Raw genomic sequence first — 18,858 nt, 5'->3', positions numbered from 1 at the left:
GCTAGCAGTCGTTCATGCGGTAGCCAGGCGGTCCAACTTTTCGCCCAACTCGTCGACGCACTTGGAAAGTTCGAACTCGTCTTCGACGAGCTTGCGGCCGGCACCCGATCGCTGCTCCGCTCCGGCCGCCGTCACCGCCGACGTCATCGCGTCGCGAAGGCCGACCGGGTCGCCGGGCTCGGCGAGAAAACCGGTGACTCCGTCGATGACCAGCTCCGGGATGCCCGACAGTCGCGTCGACACCGTCGGCGCTCCACATGCCAGGGCTTCCATCAGCGCGACCGGGAGACCTTCCATCTGGCCGTCGCTCGCCACGATGCTCGGCAGGACGAAAAGATCGCAGCCAGCCAGGGCCGCCCGCACCTCGTCCTCGGTGCAACTTCCGCGGAAGTTCACCCGATCGGCGAGGCCCAACTCGGCGGCGAGCGCGGTCAGCTCATCGAGAAGTTCTCCGCCACCGATCAATTCGAGCTCGATCCGGTCCATGACCGGGCCACCGAGCGCGAGCGCGCGAAGTAGTACCGAGTGGCCCTTGTACTCCTGGAGCGAGGCGACGGTCAGGACGCGGATCGTCCCGGACGCAGCCGCCGCACGCGGCCGGAAGTCGTAGCGGGAGGTGTCGATTCCGCAGTGGATGACGTCGACCGCAGTGTCGGTATTCGGGCAGGATTCGGCGATGAGCTTGCGATTGAACTGCGAGATCGTCACGACGAGGTCGGCTTCGTCGACCTTGGTCGCGAGCATCGATCGGTCGACGTAAAGGTCGTGCGCATGCGCGGTGAACGAGTACGGGATTCCGATCAACTGCTTGCAGACCCATGCGGCGAGCGCGGGGTACGTCGCGTAGTGCGCGTGAATTCGAGTGTTCCCGGATCGATCGCGGAGGTCCTTCGCATGTGCGCAGGCCAGCAGGACGGTCACGAGAGCGCGAGCGAGGAGCCCCGGATTCCGCAGGTGCCCGGCGACGACGAGAACGAGAACCCGGACCAAGGCAACGGGATGAGTTCCCAGCGCCCACAAGAAGCCGCGGAAGGCCTGCGCCTGCGAGGGTCGCTTCAGCTTGGGCACCCACGGCTTGGCGATGTCATGGACCTTCGTGTCCGGCGACGAGAACAGCGATCGAACACCGACCTCAGTTCCCGGTCGACGCGCCAGCGCATCGAGTTCGCGGACGATGAACGTCTCCGACGTGCGGGGAAACCGCGAGACCAGGTACTCGACGTGCAGCCCGGAGGTCGTCGTCACGAGCGCTTCTTCCGCTTCTTCTTTCCGGCGATCGCCGCTTCGTAGACCGCACGAAGATGGGTCACCCACGCGTTGGCGGAGAATTCCTTGCGGATGCGTTCGGTGCCGGCGGCCCCCAGACGCTCCCGAAGGGCCGAGTCCGACAGGAGCTTCACCAGCGCGGCAGCCAGGTCGGCGGGGTCGCTCGGTGCGACCAAGAGTCCGGTCTCTCCGTCCGCGACGATGTCGGGGATACCGCCCACGCGAGTCGCCACGACGGGTCGGCCGGATGCTCCCGCCTCGATGAGGACCGTGGGCAGATTCTCGCCGTAGATCGACGGCAGGACGATGACATCCGCGGCCCGATAGACGTCTGGCATGTCCGCGCGAACGCCGGCGAACGTGACGCGATCAGCGAGGCCGAGGTCGTCGACCTGCTTGCGCAGTTGTGCCTCGAACTCGCCGCCGCCGACGAGCGCGAGCTTGGCATTCGGAAACTGCTCGCTGACGGTCTTCCATGCGTCGATCGCGACGGGAATTCCCTTGAAGTCACGGAAGGCAGCCGCGAGCACGACGAGCAGTTCCGAAGACCCGGCGAGCTCCGCGCGCACCTTCGGGTCCGGCGCTCCGGGAGCGAAGTCGCTGATGTCGATGCCGTTGTGGACGACCTCCCAGTTCGCCGGAAGGCCCTTCGGGCGGTAGGCCTCCTGGAACGAGATCCGGGAGGCGTTGGAGACGAAGATCGCGCGCGCCGACCGCGACGCAGCCGCGACGGCGACCTTCTCCCGCTTGGCCGCGCGCCCGTCGAGCGGCCGGTGAACGTGATGGAAAGTACACACCACCGGCTTACCGGCAATGAGCCCAGCCGGTACGGCCAGGCTCATCGCCATCTCGAGATGGGCGTGCACGACGTCGCAGTCGGACCGCTTGATCTCCCGTACTAGTCGCGGCAACGCCATGGGATCCAGCAGTCGTCGAACACCCAACGACCGCGGCTCGATACCGACCCGTCGGAGGATCTCAATTGTCTTGGGCGCGTTCACTTCTTCGCCCGAGATACCGACGAGCTCGAGGTCCAAGTCCGCGTCCGGCGCCGCGACGACGAGTGGGGCGAGAAGAGTCTCCGCCCCACCCATCCGGAAGCCGTCGATGACGGTCAGGACGCGCAGCCGACTGTTTGCTGAAGTCACCAGTTCAGGGTACTAAGCCGCCGACAGGTCCGCTTAGTTCAGAACGCGTAGCTTGTTCAACGGGAACCCGGTCATGCCGAAGTAATCCCACATGAATCCCGCGTTGTTGTACACCGAGCCGGTGAAGTTCGACGTGGCATCGGGGGCGCGCTCGAAGACGACGCCCAGTGGTGCGCCACCCTTGTCGACGACATAACCACCGTATTGCTGCAGGGCGCGGGCGACGACGCGAACGCCTGCGGGCATCGAATACTGGCTCAAGTCGATCGTCGGATCGAGTTGAATGCGCGCACCCTCTGGGATGCAGTCCGTTCGGGTCGAGACACCGTCGGTCTTCGTCGCCGGTGCCCGGAACACGGTCTTACACGCGTTGTCGATGACCAACTGCAGCGCGTGCGGAATGGTTCCGTTCGCAATGTCCGCGACCCGGACCGCACCGCCCAGTCGCGACGCCCCGGCACCGGTCGCGGCACCTTGCCACCCCGAGCCTCCGAGGTCGTTCACGGCACCCCAACTGGCCGTCCACTTACCCTTGCTGAACTTCGCCTGCCAGAACTCGTACGTCTTCTGCGCGGTCTCGTCGATGGTGATCAGCGCTCCGTCTGATCCCGTCGAGGGCTTGGCGCCCACCGGAATGGGAACCGACTTGCCCTGGAACGGGCAGGTGCCCCAGTTCTTGATCGTGCACGTGACGGTATAGCGCGGCGTCGAGGCGTCGACGACGTAGATCGGCTGCGAGTACTCGTACAGGATCGAGGTCACCATGTTGTTCCGGGTGGCGTAGGCGATCATCGCCGCGCTGTTGGGATCGATCTGAGGACTGGCTGGAACTGCCGTGTTCCATGGGCTGGTCGGCGCGAACGGGCTGGCTGCGGTCGCCGCGATCGCACTCTGGGGCCAGGCCACCATCATCACAGCAGCCAAAGCAGTGGTCTTGAAGGCGCCGCTTGTCCGGCGTTTGATGACTTCCGAGGCTCGATTCCACATGAAAGGAGTATGAGAAACAGACCTATCGGTCTCGTCCGTTTTGGGACCGGCTTGACCCTATCGTTACGGCCGATTCGACGACACGCCGAGGGCAATACCAGGCGGCAGCAACTGTTTGTCGTACTGCGCGAAAACGGCTTCTCGCGAATATGTCTCAACATAGTGGCGGCGGGCCGCCGCGGAGACCTCTCGATTCCGTTCCACGTCGCACAGTTCCAGCATCGCCGTCGCGATGGCGGCCGGATCCTCGGCGCCGACGATCCCGAATTCGGCTCCCACGGCGATGCCGTCCGAGCCAATGGCAGTGGACACCACCGGAAGCCCCGCACGAAGGGCCTCGATGACCTTCAGCTTGATGCCGGAACCGAAGCGCAAGGTGTTCAACATCGCCACCGCCGTGCCGAGCGCTTCGCCGAGATCGGGCACATAACCCTCAAGGGCGACGGAGTCCGGGAACCCGGCCACGAGACTCGTCAGAGCCTCCCCTGGTTCCTTCCCGATGATCCGCAACTTGGCATTCGGTTCGCGCTCGAGAACCACGGGCCACGTCTGCGCCAGGAAGTTCTTGATCCCGTCGTCGTTGTGCGGGAGCGACAGCAGACCCAGGAAGACGAACACGGGAGCCCCCGTGAACCGCCGTGGAGTGACTCGGTCCGGGACCAGCGGAGAGATCGCGCCCACGTGCGATGCCGGTGCCCCGGAACGCTTCTGCAGGACGCCCGCCTCGCGCGCATTCACCAGCACGCTGCGCTCGAATCGACGCGCGACCCGGTTCTCGCTGGAGGCCACCAGGCGGCGCTCGGCGCGCAGAAGTCCGCGCTGGAATCGCGGACGGTCGGCGAGCGGACGAATCGACGCGGGAATGTGGGCCGCGAAGTTGCCGAGCGGCCGGATCTCCACACCCGCGTGACGTTTTGCCGCGTCGAGCATGGCGGCATAGCGCTCGGAGAACAGGTCGTCGAGGTAGCAGACCTGATGCGGCTTCGGCCGCCGAACGTACTGCGCCATCCGGATGGTGTCGTAGATTTCGACGTCCGGGCCGATCTCCGCCATCACCTGCTCGATCGCCCGTCGCGTGCGGCGCGAATAGAGAAACGACTCCTGAAGGCTCGCGCGGCCAGTCAGAGTGCGCGACGCGAGACTGCCCAATACCGCCTTGCGGCCGGGCAACGGCACCTCGTGCAGGTGCACCGGGAAAGTCGCGTTGTCGCCGCTCCCCAGCAGCACATAATGCACGTTGTCCGCACCGAAGCGATCGATGAGATAGTCGATGACGCCCGCGAGAACGACCTTCTTGCCGGCATCCACAGGGTAGGGATCAACAGCACTGACGATCGCCACACGCTTGTTCGTCAATCGGGCCACCTTCGGGCAGTTTTTAATGGACTCCTTCAAACTCTTGCACAATTCGGGCCGAACGGCGCAGCGATGAAGCAGGTGCGTGACCGGGGTAACTCAGAGAAAACCCCGGTGGCCGGACCCGCGAGGCTGAGGCGCGGGAACGACCACCGGGGCTTTACTTCAGATCGGGTCGGGCCGTCGCGCTAGGCGGTCGGGACCCCTTACCTTCACCCTCGTTGACCACTTCGATTTTACCGATGGATGTGACCCACGTCACTATCGAGCGAGGATTGACATGGCAATTCCGTCGAGAATGTCGTGCTCGCTGACCACCAGAGAGTCGATCGCCGACCGGCGTGCGAATTCTTCAGCCAGGACCGTCGTGATGACCGCTCCACCACCGATGACGTCGACTCGACCGGGGTGGATCACCGCATGTGCCGCCCGCTCGGCGTGGTTCATACCAACAACTCGCGCACACAAGGCCTCGATCGTCGACAAGTCGAACCGGGACAGATGCACCTGCTGCGGGTCGTACGCGGGCAGTTCCAGCGCCAACGCGGCGAGCGTCGTGATCGTGCCGGCCACACCGACCCAGGTCTTCGCGCCTTCGACCGGAACCCGGCCGAACGCCTCGGCCAGTCGCTCGGCGGCGAACGCGCGTGCGGCCTCGATCTCGGCCGCCGTCGGCGGATCAGACGGCAGAGTGCGCTCGGTGATGCGGACGGAACCGATGTCCGCCGAGTACGCGGCCTTGACTCCGTCGCTGTCGCCGAGGACCAACTCCGTCGAACCGCCACCGAGATCGGTGACCACAAACGGGCCGTCGGCGGAATCGAGCTGGCCGACGGCTCCCGAGAACGACAACCGAGCTTCCTCGTCGCCGCTGATGACTTCCGCTACGGCGCCGGACACCACACGGCCTAGCTCATGCCGCGTCATCTCAAAGAATTCGTCCCGGTTCGACGCATCGCGTGCCGCCGACGTAGCGACCATCCGCACCGCGTCGACCCCGGCCTCGATCATCAGGCCGACGTAATCGCGCAACGCGGTTCGGGTCCGATCGATCGCCTCAGGCGCGAAGGCACCGTTCGCGTCGACGCCCTGCCCGAGCCGCACGACGCGCATCTCGCGATGCACATCGCCCAGCAGTTCACCGTCCAGAACGTCCGAGATGAGCAGGCGAATCGAGTTCGTGCCGCAGTCGACCGCGGCGATCCGCCGGAACGGCTTGCTCATCGTTCTCCGTACTCTGTGTCGGGCCAATCCGCCGGAATTGCCGTTCCGCGCAGGCCCGAGCGCGCGGCCAGCGCCACTGCCTCGTCGCCGAACGGATTGACGCCCGGCCCCTTCGCGAGAGAATGCGCGATCAGGACGTGCAGGCACTTCACGCGATCCGGCATTCCGCCGCCGGAGAAATCGGTACCCAGCGACTCGATCGCGTTCCGCTCGGCGAGGTAGGACTCGTGCGCGCGCCGATACGCGGCGGCAACCGCGGGGTCTGCGGCCAGACGCTCCTGCATGTCCCGCATGACACCCGCGGACTCGAGCCGACTCGCCTCCGCCGTGAGGCGTGGGTCGGTGAGGTAGTACAACGTCGGAAATGGAGTGCCGTCCGGGAGGCGCGGGGCCGTCTTCACGACTCCCGGAACTCCGTCCGGCGCACGGTATGCGATCTCGAGAACACCACGCGGCTCCCGACCGAGCTGCGCCCCAACGGCGGCCAGATCAGCTTCGGAAACTCCGGTCACCAGCCAACTCCCGTGGGGTGCGAAATCGACTTCCACAGCTCCGAGTACCACACCGGTGCTGCCTCCGCCGGCCGCCGCAACTTCTCCAGCTCCGCTTCGTAGGCACCGGGCAGCTGCACCTTGTACGCAATCTCCCCCGGCTTCACCAGGCCGAGCCGTCGGCGGGCCTCCTGCTCGATGTATGCCGGATCCTGTTGCTGAACCTGACGTTCCTTGAGTTGCTCGATCTCGTGCTGGATCTCCTGCTTCTGTTCGGCAAGTTGATCCGCCTGCGACTGCTGCGTGAAGAATGTCCGCAGCGGCACCGTCAGCGTCAGGACCAGGCACGACAGCACGACCGCGAACGCCACGGCACGGCTCGCCGCCATGCCGAATACGGTGCGCTCCCCACCGGAGTCGGTGCGCCGCGGGATGAGCACACGCGGCAGCCGCTGCTGGACGATCGCGAGGCCACGGGACGCCGGTCCTCGGGAACCGCGGTCAGCGCTTCCCGACGACGGACGACGCCAACGGAGGGCGGCGAAGGCCCCCTCCTCGCTGCGCTTTCCGCCAGCTCGAGAAGACTTGCCGGTCATGCTTCCGGCGCGCTTGCCCGGGGCATCGGGGGCAGCCTGCCGGGCCCGGGGAGATCGCTCACGAGCGGACTCGCGATCGTCTCGCCGAGCCCGCCTGACCGATTCACCGCCCGGGCTCGAACTGCGCCGACGATCGCGAGTGCTCATGACAACTTAAGGAGTCAGGCTCCGGCGAAGCGCGGGAAGGCCACGTCTCCGGCGTAGCGGGCTGCGTCACCGAGCATGTCTTCGATGCGCAGCAACTGGTTGTACTTGGCGACGCGCTCGCTTCGAGCCGGCGCGCCGGTCTTGATCTGACCGCTGCCGACCGCGACCGCGAGGTCCGCGATCGTGGTGTCTTCGGTCTCGCCCGAGCGGTGGCTCATCATCGTCATGTAGCCGCTGCGGTGCGCGAGGTCGACGGCGTCCAGGGTCTCGGTCAGCGTGCCGATCTGGTTGACCTTCACGAGCAGAGCGTTGGCCGCGCCCCGGTTGATGCCCTCGAGAAGGCGCTCCGGGTTCGTGACGAAGAGGTCGTCACCGACGAGCTGGATCTTGTCGCCGATCTCCCCGGTCAGCGAAACCCAGCCATCCCAGTCGTCTTCGTCGAGCGGGTCCTCGATCGACACGAGCGGGTACTGGGTGAGCAGGTCGGCGTAGAACGCGGACATCTCCGCGGCGCTCCGAACGCTTCCCTCGAACTTGTAGCCCTGGCCCTTGGTGTAGAACTCCGTGGCGGCAACGTCGAGAGCCAGCACGACATCCGAGCCGAGCTTGAGGCCGGTCTTGTCGATGGCCTGGCTGATGATGTCGAGCGCTTCCTTGGTGCCCGCGACGTCGGGCGCAAAGCCGCCCTCGTCACCGAGTCCGGTCGAGAGACCCTTCGACTTCAGAACCGACTTGAGCGAGTGGTAGACCTCGGTGCCCCAGCGCAGCGACTCCTTGAAGGTCGGAGCGCCGATTGGGGCGACCATGAATTCCTGGACGTCCACACCGGTGTCGGCGTGCGCGCCACCGTTGAGAATGTTCATCATCGGGACCGGAAGGACGCGTGCGTTCGGTCCACCGATGTAGCGGAAGAGTTCGAGGCCGGTCGACTCAGCAGCGGCACGCGCCACCGCGAGCGAGACACCCAGGAGCGCGTTGGCACCGAGGCGGGACTTGTCCGGCGTGCCGTCGAGGTCCAGCAGGATCTGGTCGATACGGCGCTGCTCGATGACGTCGAAGCCCTTGAGTTCGGCGGCGATCTCCTTGTTGACGCCGTCGACAGCCTTCTGGACGCCCTTGCCGCCGTAGCGCTTGTCGCCATCGCGGAGTTCGACGGCCTCGTGTTCACCGGTGGAGGCGCCAGACGGGACGGCTGCACGCGACCACGTGCCGTCCTCCAGACCAACTTCGACCTCGACAGTCGGGTTACCCCGCGAGTCGAGGATCTCCCGAGCGGTGATCTGCTCGATGATCGCCACGAGACGTCCTCCCTTGATGACGGCAAAAACCTACTGGGTGAGCCTATCGTGCCGAGCGACGCTCGCGGGAAATCAGCCGCCGGTGCGCCGCAAAACCACCATCAAGGTGCGAATCATGATCTTGAAGTCGAGCCAAAGGCTCCAATTCTCGATGTAGTAGTTGTCGTAAACCGCTCGCTCGAACAAAGACGTGTCGCCGCGGAGGCCGTGAATCGCGGCCCAACCGGTCAATCCGGCCGGAATTCGGTGACGAGCGCCGTAGCCCGGAATGTCCTGCGAGAACTGCTTCACGAAGTGCGGGCGCTCCGGACGCGGGCCGACGAGATCCATGTCGCCCCTGAGCACGTTGAAGAGTTGCGGCAATTCGTCGAGAGAGGTTTTGCGGAGGAATCGTCCGAGCTTGCCGAGTCGGTCGTCGTTGGCGATATTCCACTTGGTCGCCGATTCGTTTTCGTTCGCCGGCTTCATCGAGCGGAATTTCAGGATCGTGAATTCTGACGCGTTCTCGGTGATGCGGGTCTGACGGAACAGGATCGGCGCCGACCGGTCCTGCAGCCACACCGCGAGCGCGACGGCGCCCAGGACCGGCGACAAGAAGACGATGGCCGACAGGGACAGCAGGAAGGACGAAGCCCGCTTGAGGCGCCAGGTGAGAGTGCGGTGCGCCAGACGGCGGACCCGGACCAGCGGAATTCCGCGGATATGGTCCATGTCTCCGCTGACACTCGCGTACTCGAAGAGCCGCGGCACGATGTAGATCTCGCACTCGGCCTTGTCGAACAGTCGCAGCATGCCGAGCATGTCGGGCTCACGCAGTCCGGAGAATGCGACGATGACGACGTCGACCCCCTCCTGTTCGATGTAGCCCGGCTCGAATTGCTGCATCGGCCGCACCGGCACGTCGGACGACGTGGCTTTGTCCATCGGAAAGTCGTCGAGCATCGCGACGGGACGCAGCCCCATGCTCGGGTTCGTCTCCATCGAGGCCACGAGTTCGGCGGCAACCATGCCACCGCCGACGACGATGGTGTTCTTCAGCAGTCGGCGCGAGGCCTGCATTCGGCGGCGAACGACGTACGTCAGACCGCGCACCACGAAACTGGCGACGATCGTCGCCAGAACCACGAGCGCCGGATGCGTTCCGCCGAAGTCCGGCACCACCATCCAAGCCAGGAACGCGGCGGCTGAGCACATGATCACCATCGCGCCCAGGTCGTCGAGCACGAGAAGGTTGAGACGGTCCCGGCTGCGGCGAGTCGCCACGAGCATCACGAGCAGGCTGGCGGCCACGATCGCCCCGGGAAGTACCCCGGCGAGCAGTGCGACTGCAACAAAGACCGCGCCCGATTCCAACAGCGCCGCGCCCAGCACGATGAGGATCCGTACTCGACGGGTGATGCGCGTTTCCGACCGCTGACTGCTACGTCGACGATCGAAGTGGAAGATGCCGATCTCACGAGTCGCCAACACAACCCCCCGGAGTTTGACCTGCGAAATTCCCTCAATGTGATTTCGGAATGCAGTTGCCAGTTATTAGCGTCAGGCGCTTGTGACAAGTATCACCGACCAGAGAAGTGCTTGCAGGGCAACGCTATACGTGCGGTTGTCCAATTTCAGATGGTGAGATAATTGAAAGTTTGCTCACTTACCGGATGGCGATGTCCGAAACACGCCACCCGGCCGACGTACGAACCGCAGCCACATACGCGTTGAACGGCGCTAACGTCTGGCTACTCGCTGCGGGATCGACGACCGTCTGAGTGACCACGGCCGTGCGTTCGATGCGATCCGGAGTGTCCGCACGATGCTCCCCCGCGACGATGAAGGTCGTCGCGTTGACCGACACCTTTCGTCGAGCCCAGTCCTGCCACTGCGCCGAGGGTCTCACGTCAGAACCGGCCGACGACTTGTCCGAGAGGCTCTGGGTGAGCAACGGCGCGGCCCGCCGGTAGCCGTCGATCGTCGAGGCATCGGTCCCGGGATGCCACGTGAAGATGGTGTCGAGAGCTTTGACAATGACCTCGTCGCCGGGCTTCGCCTGATCCGTCACGTCACCGGACGGCGGTTCGCTGCCACATCCCACCAACAAGCCCAGCAACAGACACAGGACCGCGACCGCAGCCCTCATCGAGCCCCCTGCAGGACTACCGAGAACTGACTGGTCATGGATCGGATACGAGCCACATATGGTTGCGTCTCGGTCGTGTACTGACCGCCGGATGGCATCCCGCCAGCCCTCGTCACCGCACCCATTCCTGCGTTATACCCCGCGAGAGCGAGATCGACGGGATCTCCCCGCAAAGTTCCGCCGTCAACGCCTTGGCGCGCGACCGTCAGGTTCGAACACATCAACTGCGCCTGGGTCATGACCGCATCCGGAACACTGTTGATGTCGCGCCGACCGTCGTGGTCACCGTCGACGGCCATCGTCTGCCAGGTACCGGGCATGAACTGGGCGGGTCCCCGCGCCCCCGCAGGTGAGACGGCATCGGAGCGGAATCCGCTCTCTTGCATGATCTGCGCGGCGAGCAGCGGAGCCGACAGGCCGGGGCACTGCGTACCGCCCTTCTGCAGCCACGGCATGTAGTCCTGCGGCACGGTGCTCGCGTTGATCGGCGCGTTGGCGTTGCAGCCCGCCGGTGGTGATACCGCAGTCTTCGAACTCAGGATTGCCATCGGGTCCACCGGCGCCCCGCCCTCGGTACGCCCACCGCGCCACACCTCGAAGTGCAGATGCGGACCAGTCGACTCGCCGTTGCTCCCCACCAGCCCGATGCGCTGGCCCGCCCGGATCGTGTCGCCCTTCTGCACGAGCACGCCCGCGGGATACATGTGCCCGTAGACGGTGGACACCAGTCCGCTGCTGGTGTGCGAATCGATCACGATCCACTGCCCGAAGCCTTGGGCCGGACCGGCGTCGGTCACCGTGCCATCGAGGGCCGAGAAGATCGGTGAACCCAACGGTGCGCCGAAGTCGACGCCGCGGTGGAACTCGCGACCGCGAATACCGAACGGCGACGAGAGCGTTCCGTCCACACCGAGCGGCATGCCGCCCCAGATGCACGGCGCCCACGCGGTCATGGCACTCGGGGCCGGCATCCACGGATAGTCCGCACCGCCGGTCGACGCCGAAGCGAACCCCGCGGGAGTGGCCGCGGCGGCCAGCGGTGCGGCGAGCTGCATCGGATTCGCGGACACCGTCGTCGCCGAGTCATTCGCCAACGCAGCCGCGACCGTGGGGCCGGCCGCCGTGGTGTTCGGTGCGGCGAACGCGGCCGCCTTCGCTGCCTCTGCATTCGTGCCAGTGGTCGCGGGGTCTGCCGCGGCTTCGGCTACGACGGTCGTCGCCTGGCCCGCCGCGCCCGTCGTCGGTTCCGCGGTTTCAGCTGCTGGTTTGCCCTCCGCGGGAGGTGCCGCTGTCGTCTGACCTGCCGCTGGCGGTGGCTGTGCGACGGACGGCTGGGCTTGCTCGACCGGCGGAGCTTCAACGACCGGCGGGGCTTCGACCACCGGCGGCGCTTCGACCACCGGCGGCGCTTCGACCACCGGCGGTGCTTCGACCACCGGGGGCGCCTCCACCACCGGCGGCGCTTCGACCACCGGGGGCGCCTCCACCACTGGCGGCGCGACTACGGGCGGTGCCGGGACGAAGGTCGGCGCTTGTTTCGGTGGCTCGATCACCGGCGGCGCCGGAATCACAGCTGCGGGCGGGTCTGGAAAAACCACCTGCGGCGGCGCGAACTGAACCTGCGGCGGTGAGAACTGAACCTCAGGCGGCGCGAACTGGATCTGGGGTGGCGAGAACTGAATCTGGGGCGGACTCGCGGGCTGGTCGAAGACCCCAGGCGGCGCGATGGGCACGACAATGTCGGCGCTGGAAGTGGTGAGACCAAGAAATCCGAGGCCAACGATGAGGGACACCGAGATGGCGCCGATCCGGGCGCAAGAACGGGTCAGCGGGGCTGGTCGCTCGGCGCATTGTGCGCGCCGCAGGGTGACCACCATTTCGTCAGCCCCCACTCAAACGAAACGCGCGAAGATCGCCGTTGATCAACTACATACCAGTTGGTCTGCTTCTGGTTGCACTGAGCGTAACCCTGTTGAAGGTGCAACTTCAATACCCCGAATAAATGACTCAGCGACAGCTCAGGAAATTCGACGTTTCCGCTGCTAGAGCGCGAAATTCCGCAGTCCGGTTCGCCAGGCTTCCGTGGTAGGCGCGCTGCCACTTTTCGCCTCGACGTCGCGGACGGCCGCCATGAACCGGACGACCTTCGCCCGAAGTTCCAATTCCGAAATCTGAGTCTGGAGAGCCGCCGGAATGCAGTCGGCCGGGACGCCGGCCTCGACGCAGCGCGCCACAACTTTCTGCGCCAGTGCGAGCGACGGAAGCTGAAGCGCGATTCCGTCGAGGCACGATTCCCGAGCCTTCTCCGATGCCTTGCGTCGGTTCCACGCGTCCTCTTGTTCGGCGATGCTGTCGAGCGCGCCCCGGTCGAGGTGTGGGCTGCGGTGCCGCAGCTTCGTCTCGAGGGCGTTGGCGACGTCGTCGACCGCGAATCGGCCTTGCGCCTCGGCGATCCGGGAGTGAAACAGGACCTGCAGCAACAGGTCGCCGAGTTCTTCGCGAATGTGCTCGGAATCGGAATGCTCGATCGCATCGAGGAGTTCGTACGCCTCCTCCAGGAGGTAGCCGGTGAGCGATGAGTGCGTCTGCCGTGTCTCCCACGCACCGAAGCCCCACAGGCGATTCATCACGTCGGCAACCGAGACGAGCGCGTCACCGAGGATCGGTTCCGCAGAGATGACCCTCTCCCCCGCGGCGACCCGCCGGACGACCTCAGGGTCACCGGCATTCGTGCTCACCAAAACGTCGGCCGAGGCGTCCTCGCGCAGCTGCAACCGGGTTTCGGCCGGGACCTCGGCGGTGCATCGCACCGGCCCGCTCAACTCAGCGAGAGCCGCGATCGGCACCACCCCGGGGCGCAGCGCGTCGAGCAGGACGACGGTCATTTCGACGACGTGGTGTAGACCGCCGACCCGTCCCAGGCGATCGGCATGGACGGCTTCGAGTCGAGGCTCAGCAGGAAGTCGGCGATGAACTGCAGCAATTCGACATCACGAACGCGGTCTGCACCGACGCCTCCCGAACCCGTGCGAGGCAGCGGAATCTGAATGGCTTCCTGCGTCGGCCGATAGTTGGCGGACGGGTACAGCCGCTTGAGCCGCACCTGCTTGGAGTCCGGGAGGTCCAAGGGTGAGATCTTCACCTGCGTGCCGGCCAGAAGTACCTCGGTCACGCCATATTCACGGCACAACAACCGTAACCGAGCGACCGACACCAGCCGGCCGACCTCGACCGGAGGCTCACCGTAGCGGTCGCGAAGCTCGTCGATGACGGCACCGATCTCGGCGTCGTTCGAGGCCGCGGCAAGTTTGCGATACGCCTCGAGGCGCAGGCGGTCACTCGTCACGTATCCCGGCGGAATGTGCGCGTCGACCGGCAGGTCGATCCGGACATCCTTCGGCGGTTCGGACGCGTCGATCGGACGGCCGTCGGCGACCGCGCGGTACGCCTCAACCGCTTCCCCGACGAGACGCACGTACAGGTCGAACCCGACGCCTGCCACGTGACCCGACTGCTCCGCACCGAGAACGTTTCCGGCACCGCGGATTTCGAGGTCCTTCATGGCGACGGCCATACCGGCGCCGAGGTCGGAGTTCTGCGAGATCGTCGCCAGCCGGTCGTACGCGGTCTCGGTGAGCGGCTTCTCGTCCGGATACAGGAAGTACGCGTAGCCACGTTCGCGCGAACGCCCGACTCGACCGCGAAGCTGATGCAGCTGGGACAGACCGAGCATGTCCGCACGCTCGACGATCAACGTGTTCGCGTTCGAGATGTCGAGGCCCGTCTCGATGATCGTCGTGCAGACCAGCACGTCGTACTCGCGGTGCCAGAAGCCTTCGACCGTCTGCTCGAGCAGCTCTTCGTTAAGCTGGCCATGTGCGACGACGACCCGAGCCTCCGGCACGAGATCGCGAATCCGCTTGGCCGCCTTGTCGATCGACTGCACGCGGTTGTGCACGTAGAAGATCTGGCCATCGCGCAGCAGCTCACGCCGGATCGCGGCCGCGACCTGCTTGTCGTTGTACTTGCCGACGTACGTGAGGATCGGGTGGCGCTCCTCTGGCGGAGTGAGGATCGTCGACATCTCGCGAATGCCGGCCAGCGACATTTCCAGGGTTCGCGGGATCGGCGTCGCCGACATCGTCAGCACGTCCACGTGGGTGCGCAGCGCCTTGATGTGTTCCTTGTGCTCGACGCCGAAGCGCTGTTCCTCGTCGACGATGACGAGGCCGAGGTCTTTCCACCGGACGCCCGTCTGTAGCAGTCGGTGGGTGCCGACCACGACGTCGACCGAGCCATCCGCCAGACCCGCGAGGGTCTTGCGAGATTCGGCCGGGTCGGTGAATCGCGACAGACCCTTGATCGTGACCGGGAAACCCGCCATCCGGTCGGTGAAGGTCTGCTGGTGCTGCCCGGCGAGCAGAGTCGTCGGCACGAGCACCGCGACCTGTTTGCCACCCTGGACGGCTTTGAACGCGGCGCGGACGGCGATCTCGGTCTTGCCGTAGCCCACGTCACCGACCACGACGCGGTCCATCGGGACCGGCTTCTCCATGTCCGCCTTGACTTCGTCGATCGCGGTCAACTGGTCATGCGTCTCGGTGAACGCGAACGCGTCCTCCATCTCGCGCTGCCACGGCGTATCCGGCGGGTAGGCGAATCCGGGCGAGGCCTGTCGGGCGGCATACAACTGCACGAGTTTTCCGGCGATCTCGCGCACCGCCTTGCGTGCTTGCCGCTTGGTGTTCGCCCAGTCCGAACCGCCTAGCTTGCTGAGCGCCGGCATCTCGCCGCCGACGTACCGCGACAGCTGGTCCAGCGACTCCATCGGCACGAACAGCCGGTCGCCCGGTTGTCCGCGCTTGCTCGACGCGTACTCGATGACGAGATACTCGCGTCGTGCGCCGCCGATCGTGCGCTCGACCATCTCGACGAACTTTCCGATGCCGTGCTGATCGTGGACGACCATGTCCCCCGCGACGAGCGCAAGCGGGTCCACCTGATTACGCCGGCGCGCGGCCAGCCGGCGGCCACCGGACGGCGTATTGGTCCGCGATCCGGTCAGGTCCGATTCGGTGATGACCACCAGCTGCGAACGGTCGAGAACGATGCCATCGCGCAACGTCGCGCACAGGACACCGACGGAGTTGGTGCCGGGCGCCGCACCGCCATCGAGAAGGGTCGCCGGGACATCCGCCTCGGAAAGCCGCTCCACGACACGTTGCGCCGTTCCATGACCAGTCACGACCACGACGGCGCGACCGCCCGAACTCAGATGCACGCGCAGCATCGCGTACATCGCGACGAGCTGCTCGTCCGAGCCTCGCGGCGACGGTGCGGAGCGAAGGTCCAGAACAGTTTCGGTGGAATCGCCGGATGCGAGCGGTGTCAGGACCCACCACGCGAGGTTGCAGTCCGCCGCGCTGTCTTCGATCTCATCGAGGGTGCGGTAAGCCGAGCTCGCCAGGTCGAGTGCGGCCGCGTCGATGGGCGCATCGGCTCCGATCGACGCCGCGGTCCACGACGCCTCGAGGAACTCCTGGCCGGTGCGCACGAGGTCGGCTGCACGGGTACGGATTCGCTCGGGGTCCATGAGCAAGACGCGCGTTCCGTGCGGGACCACCTCGGTCAGGAGCTGGAGCTTGTCCGGAACCAGTACCGGCAGAAGCGATTCCATGCCCTCGACCGGAACTCCGGCGCCGAGTTTGGTGAACATCTCGACAAGTCCAGACCGCTGCACCGCAGGCGTCTGCGCCAGGTCGGCGGCCCGCTCGCGAACCGCTTCGGTCAGCAGCACTTCACGGCATGGGAAAGCGACCACGGTGTCGACCTCGAGGTCCGATACCGACCGCTGGTCGGTCACCGCGAAGGCACGCAGTTCGGTGACTTCGTCGCCCCAGAACTCGACACGCACCGGGTGCTCGGCCGTCGGCGGGAAGATGTCGAGGATGCCTCCACGCACCGCGAACTCGCCGCGCTTTCCGACGAGATCGACTCGGCTGTAGGCGAACTCGACGAGCTTGCCGATCAGTTCAGTGAAGTCGTGTTCGCTGCCGACAGTCAGCGTGATCGGTTCGATCTCCCCGAGTCCGGCGTTCATGGGCTGCATGAGCGAGCGCACCGTCGCGACGACGATGCGGAGTTCGTCGGACTTGGCCAGTCGATGCAGCACGGAAATGCGCTTTCCGACAGTGTCCGCGCTCGGCGACAGCCGCTCGTGCGGCAGCGTCTCCCACGACGGGAAAAGCGCGACGCGATCGCCGAGCATCTGCGTCAACTCGTCGGTGAGATCCTCGGCTTCGCGGCCGGTGGCCGTGACGACGAGCAAGGGAGCACTTGCACTCAGCGCCGCCGCGACGAACGGACGCGCGCTCGCCGGCGCGACGAGCGTTGCCGATCGCTGCGCTGCGAGATCGTTGATTGCATCGAATGCCGGGTCCGCACAGGCAAATTCAGCTAGTCCTGCAAGAGGCAACAAAGCGGGAGCTCCAAAGGTTGTAAACCGCGGCACTCGGTCGATTCCGGCCGCGGCACTACCAGATTTACCTAAGGTACGTAGCGGCGCAAACGCCGGGCAGCGAACTCCCGGAAGTACGGCAGCTTGTCCTCCGCGACGACCGCGGGCAGGTGGTAGTACCAGGTGCGCTCGAGCCTGCTCGCCATGCTCGCGAGATCATCGACGCTGGCGGCGACGACGTACGCGCCGGTGACCGCCTGCTGCCACACCATCCCGACGTCGTTCGGATTCGCGTCGGAGCGCAGGTCACCTTCGGCGACGGCACGAGCGGCGAGGTCGCGGTAGAGGTCTCCGGCGAGTTGGCCCGGCGAGCGGTCGGCAGCACCGCGCCAGTCGCCGATCTGGTAGGTCAGCTTCGTCATCGCACCGACGATCGGCTCGCTGAGCGTCAATTCGGCGATGTCGTACGAGATCGAGATGACGGCCTCGAGCGCGGGCACCCGGCTGTTGACCACCGGAAGCACGGCGTCCGCGAGACGCTGCGCACCCTGGTCGATGACCGCGCGCGCCAATTCCTCCTTCGAACCGAAGTGGAAGTACAGCGCACCCTTGGTCACATGGGACTGGTTGATGATCTCGTTGAGGCTGGCGTTCGCGTAGCCCAGACGGAGGAACACCTCGGCGGCACCGAGGAGAACTGCGTCGCGAGTCAGTTCTGCGCGAGCTTGACGAGCCACCTGCAACACTCCGTTTGGTCGAGACCGGACAAGATCATTGGAAACTGAACGGTACGGTTACGAAGGACACGTTAGCACCACTTTTCGGGGTAGAGACCCTGCCAGATAGCAATTTTTCCGAACAGCGCAACGGATCGTTCGCCGAAAACCGACCGCTACTCTGTTCCGAGCGTCGGATCCGCTTCCAAATGCATGAGACCGTTCCAGCACAGGTTCACCAGATGTGCGGCCAGAACCTCTTTCGGCACGGATCGATCGTCGAGCCACCACGTCGCGGTGGTCGACACCATGCCCACCAGCGCCTGCGAATACAGCGGCGCGAGTTCGGCTTTGAGATGCCGGCGCTCGAAGTCGCCGGCCAGGAGGTTCGACACCTGGCCGATCGCGTCGTTGAGCAGACTCGAGTAGGTCCCCTCGTCCGCGGCGATGCGCTGGTCGCGAACGAGAATCCGGAAGCCGTCCGTGTGTTCCTCGATGTAGGTCAACAGCGCGAGCGTCACACTCTCGATTCGCACGCGCGACTTGTTCTCGGTCAGCGACGCGGTGATCATGCCGAGTAGTCGGCTCATCTCGCGGTCCACGATGACGGCGTAGATGCCCTCTTTGCCGCCGAAGTGCTCGTAGACGACCGGCTTCGAGACCTGCGCGCGTTGCGCGATCTCCTCGATCGAGGTGCCGTCATAGCCACGTTCGGCGAACAGCGACCGACCGACGTCGATGAGCTGCTTCCGGCGCTGCGTGCCGGTCATGCGCGTCCGCGGACCGCGCGGTGCCGAGACCTCTTCGCTGGACGCCACTTCTCACCCCTTCATCACGACTGGGTCGCCTGTCGATCAGGGTATCCGGACAATCACCGGCCACTGGCCGGAAGCCGGTTGCACACCTATACCCCGCGCATGCGAGGATCTATTCGCCTCAATCCGCCGTGGTGTAATTGGCAGCACCTCTGATTTTGGTTCAGATAGTTCAGGTTCGAGTCCTGGCGGCGGAGCTGCTTGTAAGTTCGTCAGCGGAGTCAGCCCC

15 protein-coding genes and 1 tRNA gene are annotated in these 18,858 nt (G+C 65.6%); 1 reads left to right on the top strand and 15 read right to left on the bottom strand.

Annotated elements, in window-relative coordinates; all coding sequences use genetic code 11:
* Positions 1 to 12: 12 nt before the first annotated feature.
* From F600_RS0102575 to F600_RS0102505, 15 genes are all read right to left on the bottom strand, one after another.
* Positions 13 to 1,245 (bottom strand): glycosyltransferase, encoded by a 1,233-nt coding sequence (locus tag F600_RS0102575; protein ID WP_018159023.1) that lies wholly within the window; start codon positions 1,243 to 1,245, stop codon positions 13 to 15.
* Positions 1,242 to 2,414, bottom strand: a complete 1,173-nt coding sequence (locus F600_RS0102570; protein ID WP_018159022.1) for a glycosyltransferase family 4 protein — start codon at positions 2,412 to 2,414, stop codon at positions 1,242 to 1,244. The genes F600_RS0102575 and F600_RS0102570 overlap by 4 nt, the downstream gene beginning before the upstream one ends.
* 33 nt (positions 2,415 to 2,447) lie before the next feature.
* A complete protein-coding gene (locus tag F600_RS0102565) occupies positions 2,448 to 3,401 on the bottom strand; it encodes a hypothetical protein (protein WP_020411021.1) in 954 nt (317 codons plus the stop codon).
* 63 nt (positions 3,402 to 3,464) lie between these two features.
* Positions 3,465 to 4,766 (bottom strand): glycosyltransferase family 4 protein, encoded by a 1,302-nt coding sequence (locus F600_RS0102560; RefSeq protein ID WP_018159017.1) that lies wholly within the window; start codon positions 4,764 to 4,766, stop codon positions 3,465 to 3,467.
* Between the two features lie 252 nt (positions 4,767 to 5,018).
* Positions 5,019 to 5,981 carry a Ppx/GppA phosphatase family protein gene (locus tag F600_RS0102555; RefSeq protein ID WP_018159016.1) on the bottom strand — a complete coding sequence of 321 codons (963 nt, stop codon included), beginning with the start codon at positions 5,979 to 5,981 and terminating at the stop codon, positions 5,019 to 5,021.
* Positions 5,978 to 6,493, bottom strand: a complete 516-nt coding sequence (locus F600_RS0102550) for a DUF501 domain-containing protein (RefSeq protein WP_018159015.1) — start codon at positions 6,491 to 6,493, stop codon at positions 5,978 to 5,980. The genes F600_RS0102555 and F600_RS0102550 overlap by 4 nt, the downstream gene beginning before the upstream one ends.
* Positions 6,490 to 7,215, bottom strand: coding sequence for an FtsB family cell division protein (locus F600_RS26550; protein WP_081628671.1), 726 nt, complete (start codon positions 7,213 to 7,215; stop codon positions 6,490 to 6,492). The genes F600_RS0102550 and F600_RS26550 overlap by 4 nt, the downstream gene beginning before the upstream one ends.
* A 14-nt stretch (positions 7,216 to 7,229) precedes the next feature.
* Positions 7,230 to 8,513 carry a phosphopyruvate hydratase gene (gene eno / locus F600_RS0102540; RefSeq protein WP_018159013.1) on the bottom strand — a complete coding sequence of 428 codons (1,284 nt, stop codon included), beginning with the start codon at positions 8,511 to 8,513 and terminating at the stop codon, positions 7,230 to 7,232.
* Between the two features lie 72 nt (positions 8,514 to 8,585).
* Complete coding sequence (locus F600_RS0102535) at positions 8,586 to 9,983, bottom strand: sugar transferase (RefSeq protein WP_018159012.1); 1,398 nt, start codon at positions 9,981 to 9,983, stop codon at positions 8,586 to 8,588.
* Between the two features lie 175 nt (positions 9,984 to 10,158).
* A complete protein-coding gene (locus F600_RS30015; protein WP_018159011.1) occupies positions 10,159 to 10,641 on the bottom strand; it encodes a hypothetical protein in 483 nt (160 codons plus the stop codon).
* Positions 10,638 to 12,518: a peptidoglycan DD-metalloendopeptidase family protein gene (locus F600_RS32540; protein ID WP_018159010.1), complete on the bottom strand. Its 1,881-nt coding sequence runs from the start codon at positions 12,516 to 12,518 to the stop codon at positions 10,638 to 10,640. Before F600_RS32540 ends, F600_RS30015 begins: the two co-directional genes overlap by 4 nt.
* Before the next feature lie 165 nt (positions 12,519 to 12,683).
* On the bottom strand, positions 12,684 to 13,526 hold the full coding sequence (locus tag F600_RS26535) for a nucleoside triphosphate pyrophosphohydrolase (RefSeq protein ID WP_018159009.1): 843 nt from the start codon (positions 13,524 to 13,526) through the stop codon (positions 12,684 to 12,686).
* Positions 13,523 to 17,119, bottom strand: coding sequence for a transcription-repair coupling factor (gene mfd / locus F600_RS0102515; protein WP_018159008.1), 3,597 nt, complete (start codon positions 17,117 to 17,119; stop codon positions 13,523 to 13,525). The genes F600_RS26535 and mfd overlap by 4 nt, the downstream gene beginning before the upstream one ends.
* Positions 17,120 to 17,187: 68 nt before the next feature.
* Complete coding sequence (locus tag F600_RS0102510; protein WP_026306091.1) at positions 17,188 to 17,835, bottom strand: TetR/AcrR family transcriptional regulator; 648 nt, start codon at positions 17,833 to 17,835, stop codon at positions 17,188 to 17,190.
* A gap of 155 nt (positions 17,836 to 17,990) precedes the next feature.
* Positions 17,991 to 18,584 (bottom strand): TetR/AcrR family transcriptional regulator, encoded by a 594-nt coding sequence (locus F600_RS0102505; RefSeq protein ID WP_051090721.1) that lies wholly within the window; start codon positions 18,582 to 18,584, stop codon positions 17,991 to 17,993.
* 170 nt (positions 18,585 to 18,754) lie between these two features.
* Between F600_RS0102505 and F600_RS0102500 the strand changes: the two genes are divergently transcribed.
* Positions 18,755 to 18,826 (top strand) — tRNA-Gln (locus F600_RS0102500).
* Positions 18,827 to 18,858: the final 32 nt, after the last annotated feature.

Origin of the sequence: Smaragdicoccus niigatensis DSM 44881 = NBRC 103563 (genome assembly GCF_000380645.1) — a bacterium.
GTDB lineage: Bacteria > Actinomycetota > Actinomycetes > Mycobacteriales > Mycobacteriaceae > Smaragdicoccus > Smaragdicoccus niigatensis.
Note: the sequence above shows the minus strand (reverse complement) of the source record. Positions and strands in the feature narration are given on the sequence as shown.